At 69.4% G+C, this 11,891-nt stretch carries 9 protein-coding genes; 3 read left to right on the top strand and 6 right to left on the bottom strand.

All coding sequences use genetic code 11. From position 1 onward, the window contains the following. Nucleotides 1–7: 7 nt before the first annotated feature. From ACIQF0_RS12470 to ACIQF0_RS12455, 4 genes are read right to left on the bottom strand one after another with little or no spacing between them, the layout of a single operon-like run. Nucleotides 8–1,036, bottom strand: coding sequence for a LacI family DNA-binding transcriptional regulator (locus ACIQF0_RS12470; protein WP_401028294.1), 1,029 nt, complete (start codon nt 1,034–1,036; stop codon nt 8–10). 6 nt (nt 1,037–1,042) lie between these two features. Further along, the gene (locus tag ACIQF0_RS12465) at nt 1,043–2,011 is read right to left on the bottom strand and encodes a carbohydrate ABC transporter permease (RefSeq protein ID WP_401028291.1); all 969 of its coding nucleotides are present in this window, start codon (nt 2,009–2,011) and stop codon (nt 1,043–1,045) included. Between the two features lie 5 nt (nt 2,012–2,016). Beyond that, nucleotides 2,017–2,973, bottom strand: a complete 957-nt coding sequence (locus tag ACIQF0_RS12460) for an ABC transporter permease (RefSeq protein ID WP_401028288.1) — start codon at nt 2,971–2,973, stop codon at nt 2,017–2,019. Further along, nucleotides 2,970–4,652 (bottom strand): hypothetical protein, encoded by a 1,683-nt coding sequence (locus ACIQF0_RS12455; protein ID WP_360035510.1) that lies wholly within the window; start codon nt 4,650–4,652, stop codon nt 2,970–2,972. The genes ACIQF0_RS12460 and ACIQF0_RS12455 overlap by 4 nt, the downstream gene beginning before the upstream one ends. A gap of 160 nt (nt 4,653–4,812) precedes the next feature. Between ACIQF0_RS12455 and ACIQF0_RS12450 the strand changes: the two genes are divergently transcribed. Together ACIQF0_RS12450 and ACIQF0_RS12445 are read left to right on the top strand one after the other, a co-directional pair. Next, entirely contained in the window at nt 4,813–7,620 is a 2,808-nt protein-coding gene (locus ACIQF0_RS12450) for a glycoside hydrolase family 3 C-terminal domain-containing protein (RefSeq protein ID WP_401028283.1), read from the top strand. A 27-nt stretch (nt 7,621–7,647) separates the two neighbouring features. Then, complete coding sequence (locus ACIQF0_RS12445) at nt 7,648–8,625, top strand: acetylxylan esterase (RefSeq protein ID WP_401028280.1); 978 nt, start codon at nt 7,648–7,650, stop codon at nt 8,623–8,625. A gap of 4 nt (nt 8,626–8,629) precedes the next feature. On the opposite strand, the gene ACIQF0_RS12440 is transcribed toward ACIQF0_RS12445, so the two are convergent. Both ACIQF0_RS12440 and ACIQF0_RS12435 read right to left on the bottom strand, forming a co-directional pair. Continuing rightward, nucleotides 8,630–9,319 (bottom strand): hypothetical protein, encoded by a 690-nt coding sequence (locus ACIQF0_RS12440; RefSeq protein WP_401028277.1) that lies wholly within the window; start codon nt 9,317–9,319, stop codon nt 8,630–8,632. A gap of 162 nt (nt 9,320–9,481) precedes the next feature. Next, complete coding sequence (locus ACIQF0_RS12435) at nt 9,482–10,465, bottom strand: LacI family DNA-binding transcriptional regulator (RefSeq protein WP_401028274.1); 984 nt, start codon at nt 10,463–10,465, stop codon at nt 9,482–9,484. A 212-nt stretch (nt 10,466–10,677) separates the two neighbouring features. Here ACIQF0_RS12435 and ACIQF0_RS12430 point away from each other — a divergent pair, with 212 nt between their 5' ends. After that, entirely contained in the window at nt 10,678–11,679 is a 1,002-nt protein-coding gene (locus ACIQF0_RS12430) for a LacI family DNA-binding transcriptional regulator (RefSeq protein ID WP_401028271.1), read from the top strand. Nucleotides 11,680–11,891 lie beyond the last annotated feature (212 nt).

The raw sequence follows: 11,891 nt of genomic DNA, 5'->3' as shown, positions 1-11,891 counted from the left end.
GAGTGGGTCAGGGAAGGAGTGGCGCGGGTCCCGTGCTCTCGCGCACGGTCAAGGTCGGGGTGAGCAGTGCCTGGTCGTCGTCCGGACGGCCGCCGTCGCTCGCCACGGCGAGCCTGCCGACGATCTGCTCCACGGCGACCCGGCCGAGCTCCTGCGCGGACCCGGTCACCGCCGTGAGCCTCGGCGCGAACTGCTCGGCGAGCTGGTCCTGGCACAACGCGATCACCGAGACGTCCTCGGGCACGGTCCGCCCGCTGGTGCGCAGCAGGGTGAGCAACGGGCCGATCGCGCCCTCGTTCTGCACCACGAACCCGGTGGTGCCGGGACGGTCGGCCAGCACGCGGGCGAGGGTGCCCGCGGTGCTCTCGTAGGTGCCCTCGCAGGTCCGGTGCAGGAAGCGCAGACCTCGCTGCCCCGCCCGGTCGCGGAACCCGGCGAGGGTGCGTTCGGCGTACCCGGCGTGCCGGTGGTAGACCCCGGACCCGTAGCCGATGAACGCGATCTCGCGGTGACCGAGATCGGCGAGGTGGTCCGCGCACAACGCCCCGGCCGCCACGAAGTCGTGGTCCACACAGGACAGTCCGCGCACGTCGTCGGCCAGGCCGATGAGCGTGGCCTGGGTGCCCTGCGCGCGCAGCACCGGGATGCGTTCGTCGTCCAGCTCGACGTCCATCAGGATCAAGCCGTCCGCCAGGCCGCTGGCGGCGATCCTGCGGACCCCGTCCGGCCCCTCGTCGTTGGTGATCAGCAGCACGTCGTACCCGTGCTGACGGGCCGACGTGGTCACCGCGATCGCGATCTCCATCATGACCGGGACGTAGACGTCGGTGCGCAACGGCACCATCAACGCGATGATGTGCGACCGCCGCGCGGCCAGGGCCCGCGCACCGGCGTTGGGGTGGTATCCGAGCTCCCGCACGGAACTGCGCACCCGGCGCCGGGTCTCCTCGGAGATCGCGCGCTTGCCGCTGAGCACGTAGCTCACCGTGCTGGACGACACGCCCGCGTGCCTGGCCACGTCGGCAATGGTCACCATGGATGCTCAGCCCTTGATCGCGCCGGTCAGGACGCCCGTGCGGAAGTGCTTCTGCACGAACGGATAAACGAGGAGCAACGGCACGAGCGTCAGCACCACCACGGCCATCTGCAGCGACAGCGGCGCGGTCTGGGAGAACGCCGTGCCGAAGCCGGAGTTGACCGAGCCCGGCATGCCGTTGCCCCGGTTGACGTACGTGTACAGCACGTACTGCAGCGGCCACTTCTCGCTGTCCGTCGGCATGTACAACATGACGTTGAAGAAGGAGTTCCAGTAGCCGACGCCGTAGAAGAGCGCCATCACCGCGGTCACCGCGCGCGAGGTCGGCAGCACGATGGACCACAGGATCCGCCAGTCCCCCGCGCCGTCGATCCGCGCGGCCTCGATCAGGTCGGCCGAGGTGCTGGAGTAGAACGACCGCAGGATCAGGATGTTGAAGACGGAGATCGCGCTCGGCAGGATCAGCGACCACCACTGGCCGTAGCCGCCCAGCCCGGTGACGACCAGGAAGGTCGGGATCAGGCCGCCGTTGACGAACATGGTGACGATCAACAGGGTCAGCAGGAAGCGGTGCGCGAACGACCGCGACCGGGACAGGCCGTAGGCGCACAGGACCGAGACCGCCATCGACACGGCGGTGCCGGCCGCGGTGATGCCGAGACTCACCAGCAGCGCGGTGCGCACCGTGGTGTCCTCCAGCATCACCCGGTAGGCCTCGAAGGTCAGTCCGTCGGGCCAGATCACAAGTCCACCGGCGCGGTTGACCGCGCCCTGGGTGGACAGACTGGTCACCACGATGATCCACAGAGGCACCAGCATCACCAGCAGCACGCCGCCGAGGGTGATGCCCTTGGCCGCCTCGCCGGCGATCGTCGGCGGTTCCTCCCACGCCGGCCGGGTGTGCCGCTTCTTCTTGCGAACCACTTGCGGCGCAGCAGTTTCCGCAGCCTCGAGGGTGCGTTCGATCGTGAGCACGTCGGTCACCTCCGGTACAACCCGTCTTCGCCGAAGGCGTGCGCCAGCTTGTTCGCACCCCAGATGAGCAACAGCGAGATCACGCTCTTGAACAGGCCCGCCGCCGCGCCGTAGCTGTAGTCGCCGGTCGCGATGCCGTAGTAGAAGGAGAAGGTGTCCAGCACGTCGGCCGTGTCGTAGCCCACGGCGTTGCGCTGGATCAGGAACTGCTCGAAGCCGACGGTCAGCGCGTTTCCCAGGCGCAGCACCAGCATCAGCACGATGACGCCGCGCAGGCCGGGCAGGGTGATGTGCCACAGCCGCCGCCACCGCCCGGCACCGTCCGCCGCCGCGGCCTCGTAGAGGTCGGTGTTGACGGCGGCGAGCGCGGCCAGGAAGACGATGATCCCCCAGCCCGCCTCCTTCCAGATCACCTGGGCGGAGACCAGCAGCGCGAAGGTGTCCGGGTTCGTCATGACGTCCCACGTGCCGATGTCGTTGTTGCGCAGGAAGTGGTTGAGCGCGCCCGCGCCGCCGAGCATCTGTTGGAAGATCGTGATGGCCAGCACCCACGAGAAGAAGTGCGGCAGGTAGACGACCGACTGGATGAAGTTGCGCACCCGTTGCGACAGCACGGAGTTGAGCAGCAGGGCCAGCGCGATCGGCACCGGGAAGAACAGGACCAGCTGGACGAAGCTCAGGTACAGCGTGTTCTGCACCGCGTTCCAGAAGAGCGCGTCGCCGAACAGCCGCTGGAACTGGTCGAGCCCCGCCCACGTGCTGTACCAGATCCCGGCCAGCGGGTCGTACTCCTGGAACGCGGTGACGAGCCCGAACAGCGGGACGTAGTTGAAGGCCAGCAGCAGGACGACGGCGGGCAGCGTCATCAGGATCAGCGAACGGTCGCGGCGCAGTCTCACCCGCCAGTTCAGCCGCGCCGGTCGCGTCGCGCGGTCCGGCCGCGGCGGGGCCGCCGTGGTCACTGCCCGGTGCCGTGCTTCTGCAGGACGTTGTCGTTCGTCCACTGGATGAGCTTGTCCCCGCCACCACTGGTCTTCCAGCTCGCCACGGCGTCCTTCACCGCGGCCACCGTCTTCTTGCCGTGGATGCAGTCCTTGATCGCGTCCTCGACCTGCTGTGCGGCGTCCGCCGTGGCCTGCGCCTGGGGCATGCTGATGTTCATGTTCCAGAAGACCGGCTTGGCCAGCGCCTTCACGTTGGCGGCCTGCCAGGAGGTGTAGTCCCTCGTGACGAAGTCGGCGCCGGGACTGCTGACCTCGGCGGCGGGCGAGGCCAGGAACGGGTAGGTCTGCGCCTGGACCTCCTTCTTGCCGGCCTCGGTCGCCGTCGGCACGCCGCCGACCATGGTGAAGTGGGTGCCCTCGACACCGAAGTTGACCATCGTGAACTCGGCGGAGCCGAACGGCGCGGCGAGGTAGTTCGCGACGGCCAGGCACTCCTCGATCTGCTCCGGCTTCAGGTTGATGTTGAGGTAGCTCATGATGCTGGCGCCCGCGCCCATGTCGACCCGCGGCGTGCTCTTGCCGTCGGCGGCGATGACGTTGAACGCCCCGCGCCGGTAGTTCGGGTCGGCGGCCCTGCCGGACTGGAGGTCGGCGAGGTTCCACGCTCCCGTGCCACCACTGGAGATCAGCGTCTTCCCGCCGTAGAACCGCGTGTTGCCGTTGGCGTTGTCGCCCGCCAGCGCGTCGGGGTGCACGTACCCGGCGGCGGCGAGCCGGTTGTTCCAGTCGAGCGCCGCGTAGAACTCCTCGGTCTCGAACAGGTGGACCAGCTTTCCGTTGTCCACCCGCCACTTCAGCGGTGCGCCGAAGGAGGTGTAGAGGTAGCGGTAGACGTCGTCGAACGCCCACACACCGCTCTTGGCGTCGGTCAGCTCCTTGCCGAGCCTCATCAGGTCGTCGGCGGACTTGACCTGGTCGGCGGTGATGCCCCTGGCGTCGAAGAGGTCGCGGCGGTAGTAGAGGGTGCCCGCGATCTGGAAGCCGGAGGCGAAGGACGGGATCCCGTAGAGCTTCTCGCCCCATGCGCCGGTGCGCCACGCGGCGGTCGGGATGGCCGCGAGGTTGGGGTACTTCTTGATGTTGTCGCCGGACAGGTGGGGCGTCAGGTCGGCGAGCTGGTTCCCCACCAGCCCGCCGACGTTCATCTGGGAGTTCCACCAGGTCGGCAGCTGGATCCAGTCCGGCAGCCGCTTCGAGGCGGTCATCGTCGGGATGATGGTGTTGTAGTTGTTGCCGTCCGCGGGCTTCATCTCCAGCTGGACGCCCAGAGCCTTGTTCATGGCCGCGTAGAACGCGTTGTCGGCGGGCGGAATGGTCCCCCAGAGCGGCGTGACCGCCGAGTACTTCCCGCCCTTGCCCGGGACGCCGGACACCGTGGCGACCCGGTCGGCCGGGTAGCTGAGGAAGCCGGGGTTCGTCATCGCGTCGGGGCCGCCCATGACCGACGGGATGTCCGGTTTGATCGACGTGTTCGGCACGTAGGCCGGTAACACGGCCTTGAGCGCGGCCTCCGAGCCCACTCCTGCCCGCTGCGCCGGACCACTTCCGCAGGCGGACAGCAGTGGTCCCAGCGCGACGAGCCCTGCCGCCGAGACGGCGGCGTTCAGGAAGCTTCTGCGGTTCAACTCGTTGCCCATGGCGGAACCGATCCTTCATCGTTGAAGTGTCGAAGCGCTTAAACAGATGCCGGGGAGGTTAGTGACGCAGGTCGCATCAGACAAGACCGTTGACAGCAGAAACCTCTGCGTGACAACGTCGAAACGCTTCAACGCCAGCACTGAGCTGAGGGGTCACCACGTGGTTTCCGAGTCCGTGCCCGCCCTCGATGGGCTGCCTTTTCGCGACTCCGCGCTGTCGACGCGCAAGCGCATCGACGATCTTCTCGCGCGGCTCACGCTCGACGAGCGGATCGCGATGCTGCACCAGTACTCACCGGCCGTCCCCCGCCTCGGCGTGGACGCGTTCCGCACCGGGTCCGAGGCGCTGCACGGCGTCGCGTGGCTGGGCCCCGCCACCGTGTTCCCCCAGGCGGTCGGGCTGGGCGCGACCTGGGACGAGGAGCTGGTGCGCCGCGTCGCCGAGGCCACCTCGGTCGAACTGAGGGCGTTCCACTACCACCGCCGGGCCGCCGTCGGCACGGGCAGGAACAGCCTGCAGGCGTGGGCTCCGGTGCTGAACCTGCTGCGCGACCCCCGCTGGGGCCGCAACGAGGAGGGCTACTCCGAGGACCCGGTGCACACCGCGCGGATCGGCACGGCGTTCTGCCGCGGCCTCGCGGGCGAGCACCACCGGTTCCTGCGCGCGGCCCCGGTGCTCAAGCACTTCCTGGCCTACAACAACGAGGACGACCGCTGCGTCAGCTCCTCCGGCCTGCGCCCGCGCGTGCTGCAGGAGTACGACCTCGCGGCCTTCCGCCCCGTGATCGCCTCGGGCGCCGCCACCGGCGCCATGGCCGGCTACAACCTGGTCAACGGCCGCCCGTGCCACGTCACGCCGCTCATCAACGACGAACTGCGCCACTGGACCGACCAGGAGCTGTTCGTGGTCAGCGACGCGGAGGCGCCGTCCAACCTGGTGGACCCGGAGCACTACTTCGACGACCACGCCGAGTCCCACGCCGCCGCGCTCAGGGCGGGCATCGACAGCTTCACCGATCACGGGCAGGACAGCGCCGTCCCGATCGGCAGGCTCCGCGAGGCGCTCGAGCGCGGCCTGATCGACGAGGACGACGTGGACCGCGCCGTTCGCCGGCAGCTGGAGATCCGCTTCCGCCTCGGCGAGTTCGACCCCGATCTCGACCCGTACGCCACCATCGGCCCTGAGGTCATCGGCTGCGCCGGGCACCGCGCCCTCGCGCTGCGGTCCGCGACCGAATCGGTGGTGCTGCTGCGCAACGAAGGACTGCTCCCTCTCGACCCGGGCAGCACGTCGCGGATCGCCGTGATCGGCCCGCTCGCCGACGTGGTGTGCGAGGACTGGTACAGCGGCACGCTTCCGTACCAGGTGACCGTCGCGAGTGGACTCCGATCCGTGCTGGGCGAAAGCGAGGTGGTCGTCGCGGACGGCTCGGACCGGATCGCGCTGCGCTCGCGCACCAGCGGCGAACTGCTGGGCAAGACGCCGTTCGACGTCGTCGACTGGGGCGACGGCGTGCTGACGCTGCGGTCGGCGGAGTCCGGCCGCTACCTGAGCCTCCAGGACACCTCGCTCGCCGCCGACCAGGAGCTGATCAAGAGCTGGGACGTCCGCGAGACGTTCCGCCTCGTGCCCGTCGAGGATTCGGTGTTGCTGCAGAACGTGCTCACGGGCCGGTACGCCGTCGTCGATCCCGTCGACGGCAGGGTGAGCGTCACCGGGGAGACCGCCGACGCCGCCGAGCGCTGGGAGCGCGAGGTCCTGCGCGACGGCACCGCGGAGGCACTGGCCGCCGCGCTGTCGGCGGACGTCGCGGTGGTGGTCCTCGGCAACCACCCGCTGATCCACGGACGGGAGACCGAGGACCGCAGGGGGATCGCGCTCCCGGCCGCCCAGGACGCACTGCTGCGCGCGGTCGCGGGAGTCCGGCCGGACACGGCGCTGGTCGTGATGAGCAGCTATCCCTACGCCCTGGACTGGGCGGACGAACACTTGCCCGCGGTGGTGTGGACGTCGCACGGCGGGCAGGAGACGGGCCGGGCGCTGGCCGCCGTCCTGTTCGGCGAGGCCGATCCCGGCGGACGCCTGCCGCAGACCTGGTACCGCGGCGACGACGCGCTGCCACACCCGCTCGACTACGACATCATCAAGGCGGGCTGGACCTACCAGTACCACCGCGCCGCGCCGCTGTACCCGTTCGGCCACGGCCTGTCCTACACCGCTTTCGCCCACCGCGACCTGATCCTGTCGTCGGACACCGCCACCCAGGACAGCGCGATCGACCTCTCGCTGACGCTGGCGAACACCGGAACCAGAACTGGCAGCGACGTCGTTCAGCTCTACGTCCGCGCGCTGCACGCGCGGTACGACGCCCCGTTGCTGCGGCTCGCCGACTTCCGCAAAGTCGCGCTGGCTCCCGGTGAGAGCAGGGTTCTGTCCTTCCGGCTGCCCATGGACCGGCTCGCCCACTGGGACGTCACGACCGGTGCGTTCGCGGTGGATCCCGGCACCTACGAGGTTCTCGTCGCCCGCTCCGCCGGGGACGTCGTGCTCACCGCCCCGCTCACGCTGGTGGGACCGGTTCCCGCACCCCGCACCGGCCGGCAACTGGCCGCCGACTTCGACGACTACGACAACGTGACCCTCGTCGACGCCACCCGCGTGACCGGTGACGCGGTCACGCCGACCGATGCCGACCGGCCGGCCACGCTGCGGTTCGGGCGGATCGACCTGTCGGGCGCGGTCCGCGTCGAGGCGGAGGTCTGCGCGGAGAACCCCTTGGCCCGCCTGGAGTTCAGCACGAACGAGGGCGTGCTGGCGGAGCTCCCGGTGCCGGACACCGGCGGCCGTTACGAGTGGACGACCATCGCGGCGGAGCTGCCTTCGGCTCTGACCGGGGTGCACGACCTGCGGGTGGTTCTGCGAGGCTCGTTCCGGCTCACGTCGTTCCGCTTCTCCGCAGCAGACTGAGCACCGCACCCGCCTGAAGGAGTCTCGATGCCGCTGACGGACGCCCCGCTCGACGAACTCGTCGTCTACCGCCCGGAAATGCAGGCACCACCGGACTTCGACGAGTTCTGGGACCGCACCCTCGGCGAGGCCCGCGCCGCCGGGGGCGCGGTGGAGGCCACCGACGTCACCGACCGGCACCTGCTGCGCACCGTCGAGGTCGCCGACGTCCGCTTCCCCGGTTACGGCGGCGAACCGGTGTCAGCCTGGCTGCTGCGCCCGCGGGGCAGCGACGGCCCGCTGCCCGTCGTCGTCACGTACCTCGGCTACAGCTGCGGGCGCGGCCTGCCCACGGACCACCTGCTGTGGTCCGCCGCCGGGTACGCCCAGCTCGTGGTCGACAGCCGCGGCCAGGGCCACGACACCCCGGACCGCGTGGCGGGAGGGGGAACCCAGTGGGTCAAGGGTTTCATGACGCGCGGCATCGACTCGCCGGACGACTACTACTACCGCCGTCTCATGACCGACTGCGTCCGCGCCGTGGACGCGGTCGCGCACCTGCCGGGCGTGGATCCGCAACGGGTGGTCGTCGCGGGCGGCAGCCAGGGCGGAGGGCTGACGATCGCGGTCGCCGGGCTGGCGGGAGACCGCGTCGCGGCCGCGATGCCGGACGTGCCGTTCCTGTGCCACTTCCGGCGGGGCGCGGAGCTGTGCGCCGAGGGCCCGTACGTGGAGATCGCGGAGTACCTGCGCCGGCACAGCAGGCACCGCGTGGAACCGGCATTCACCACGCTGTCCTACTTCGACGGCGTCCACTTCGCGCAACGGGCGACGGCGCCGGCGTTGTTCAGCGTCGGGCTGATGGACCCGGTCTGCCCACCGTCCACTGTGTACGCCGCCTTCAACCACTACGCGGGCGAGGACCGGACCATGACCGTGTGGCCGTTCGCCGACCACGGTGGCGGGTACGGGTCCAACCCGGTCACGCAGCTGGAGTGGCTGCGCGACCGCGGTCTGACGCCCTGACCACTCAGCCGAACGAGACGGAGTAGCTGTTGGTGGTGAAGTTGAGACCGCCACTGGAAGACGTGATCTCGTAGCCGAACTGGACGGCGCCGACCGTGACGTCACCGAACCAGCCGCGGTTGCGGATCCAGTCCATGACCGCCTTGACGTTGACCGTGCCGGACCCGGTGTTGGACGTGCGGACGAACGAGAACACCTGGTTCGCGCCGTTCGAGCCGCGGTGGACGTCCCAGGTGTGGCCGCCCACCGACACCGTCGTCTCGCGCGCCCCGATCGGGCCGACGGGGCCGACCTTGTTCATCCACAGCATGATCTCGTAGGCGTTGTTGCCGGCCCAGATGTCGTAGGCGGTCGTGTAGGCGCCGGAGTTCGGATAGGACACGTTGAAGCTGCTCGACAGGCTCCCGAGCGAGCTGAGCCGCCGGTTCACCTGCCGTTCGGAGTGCGGGTAGGCCTTGATCCCGCCGGTGTTGGGGTGGTTCGCCCAGACGCCCCAGTTGCTGTAGGAGTTGGCCCAGACCGTCTGCGGCCCGTACCCGTTGCCCCAGATGTTGTTGCGGACCGTGTAGCCGCCGTTCGACCACGTTCCCCACCTGTCCGAGGAACTCCAGGCCGCGGCGGACGCGGGTCCGGCCCCCAGGGAGACCGTCAGGGCGGCCGCCATCACGACGACAAATGCACGCACGATTTTCATCTTCGATTTTTCCTTCCGCACACCGTTGAACGGAATTCGCGCCGCCCGAGAAACAGAAGCGATTCGCTGAATTCAACCTAACATCGAAATCATCGAACGCGACCGAGCGAAAAAATTCGACGGTGATTCACGGACAGGTGTGCGGCGAATCCGATTCACGCCTCATCCCGTCCGGCTGAACAGTTTCGGCGGCAGCAGCGTGAGCGCCGGGGGCTGCTGCCCGTTCAGCTTGGCCATCAGCAACTCGACCGCGCGCCGCCCCAGCACGTCGGCCGGCAGCCGCACCGAGGTCAGCCGCAGCTGTTCGGCCAGTTCGTCCGGGCAGATCGCGACCACGGCGACGTCCTCCGGCACGCGACGCCCCTCGGCGCGCAGGCACTCCACGACCAGGCCCAGCACCGCCTCGTTGTGCACGACCAGCGCGGTCATCCGTGCCAGCTCTCTGAGCAGCGTCCCGACCACGGCGCGTACGGCGTCACGGTGCCGTTCGGCGGGCAGAGCGGTCGACGCGACACCGCGCCGCATGGCCGCGGCGCTGAAGCCCGCGAGCGTGCGCTGCGCGAATCCCGTGTTGCGCGCGTAGACCGCTCCCGGTGCCCCGAGGAAGCCGATGGTGCGGTGCCCTAGTTCGACGAGGTGGTCGACGCACCGCGCGCCCGCCGCCTCGAAATCCAGATCGACGCAGGTCAGGCCGTTCGACACGGCGGGATGCCCGAGCAGGACGGCCGGGCGGCCGAGTTCGCGCAGCACCGGCACGCGCTCGTCGTCCAGCTCCACGTCCATCACGAGGAACCCGTCCACCCTGGCGGTGCCGGCGACTCGGCGGAGTCCGGCCGCGCCCTCGTTCGCGGTCACCAGCAGCACGTCCATGTCGTGCTCGCGGGCGGTGGTGACGACCGAGGAGGCGAACCGCATCACGACCGGCAGGTGCACGCCCTCCCGCAGCGGCAGGACGAGGGCCAGCACGTTCGTCCTGCTGCCCGCCAGCGCCCGCGCCCCCGCGTGCGGCTGGTAGCCGAGCAGCCGAATGCTCTCCCCCACCCGCAATCGGGTGTCGGCCGAAACCGGGCGTTTGCCGGTCAGCACGTACGAAACCGTGCTGGGCGCGACACCCGCGTGCCTCGCCACGTCCACAATGGTGACCACGCCGACACCTCCGGTTCCGCAGCGCCTGAACCGAATTGAATCGAAGCGCTTCGAACGAGGTTTCCGAATGTGACACAGGCGAAACCCGCACGTCAAGCGCAGTGCACCTGTTCGACGAGTTCGACCATTGTCGTGGCGGCGTTCGACAGCTGTTCGACCACACCGGTTCCACGCACTACGATGCTCGCGACGAACCGGCGCGAAGGGCGGGCATGATCACGATCAAGGAGGTCGCCCACCACGCCGGCGTCTCGATGAGCACGGTCTCCTACGTGCTGAGCGGCAAGCGCACCATCTCCGAGGAGACCAAGCGCCGCGTCGAGCAGAGCATCGTGACCCTGGGCTACCACCCGAACGCCGGAGCGCGGGCGCTCGCGTCGAACCGGTCGCGCGTGGTCGGCCTGGTCGTGCCGCTGCACTCCGACCAGAACATGCCGATCATCATGCGGTTCGTGTCGTCGATCGTGGCGCGCGCCCGTGACCACGACTACGACGTGCTGCTGCTGACCAAGGAGGCGGGTCCCGGCGAGGCCCACCGCGTCATCGCGCGGTCCATGGCGGACGCGATCGTCGTGATGGACGTCGAGAGCGCCGATCCCCGTGTTCCGGAACTGCGCGCCGTCGACGCGCCGGTGGTCCTGCTCGGCATGCCCGACGACCACGAGGGTCTGAGCTGCGTCGACCTCGACTTCGCCACTGCGGGAAGGCAGATGGCGAGCCATCTTGCGGAGCGCGGTCACCGCTCGATCGCACTGATCGGCTCGCCTCCGTCGGTCTACGAACGCGGCACGAGCTACGCCGCGCGACTGCTGGCCGGGTTCCAGGGCGAGACCGCCAAACGCGGACTGCTCGCCACGGTCCACTCGTGCGCGCCCGGCTTTGACGCGGTGTCCGAATGCCTGGACGACGTGCTGCACCCGGACCGCCGCACCACCGGACTGGTGGTACACAACGAGGCGGTCCTCGGCCCGTTGCTGCTCGAACTGCGGCGCCGGTCGCTGGACGTCCCCGGCGACCTGTCGGTGATCACGCTGTGCCCCGACGACGTCGCGGCGAACCTGCCGGTCCCGCTCACCTCGATCGCCGTTCCCGCACAGGAGCTCGGCGCGATCGCGGTCGAGATGGTGATGGCCCGGCTGGGCCGCGAACTCGCGCCGGAGGTCCGTCTCCTCCAGCCGCTGCTCACCGATCGCGGCAGCACCGCCGCCCGCTGATCCCGCGCGTTCGGCGAGAAAAAGCCGGCAACGTTGTTCACCATTTCTGCGGTACGTCGCGCGTTCGACGACATTCGACTCGAAAGCGTCGAAGAACACTTTTCATTGATGCGAAAGATCTTCCGCACTCCGCCGAAAGGTCGTAGCCTCCCGGGATCACATCGACCGTTCGGGCGAACTCCTCCTGGTGTTCGCCGCATCCCGGCAGAGGA

Source organism: Lentzea sp. NPDC092896, from assembly GCF_044754905.1.
Classification (GTDB): Bacteria; Actinomycetota; Actinomycetes; order Mycobacteriales; family Pseudonocardiaceae; genus Lentzea.
This window is presented reverse-complemented; position numbering and strand designations above follow the sequence as displayed.

Coding starts and splice junctions, on each gene's coding strand:
- ACIQF0_RS12470 (WP_401028294.1), bottom strand. CDS start 1,036: ATGGTGACCATTGCCGACGTGGCCAGGCACGCGGGCGTGTCGTCCAGC.
- ACIQF0_RS12455 (WP_360035510.1), bottom strand. CDS start 4,652: ATGGGCAACGAGTTGAACCGCAGAAGCTTCCTGAACGCCGCCGTCTCG.
- ACIQF0_RS12445 (WP_401028280.1), top strand. CDS start 7,648: ATGCCGCTGACGGACGCCCCGCTCGACGAACTCGTCGTCTACCGCCCG.
- ACIQF0_RS12440 (WP_401028277.1), bottom strand. CDS start 9,319: ATGAAAATCGTGCGTGCATTTGTCGTCGTGATGGCGGCCGCCCTGACG.
- ACIQF0_RS12430 (WP_401028271.1), top strand. CDS start 10,678: ATGATCACGATCAAGGAGGTCGCCCACCACGCCGGCGTCTCGATGAGC.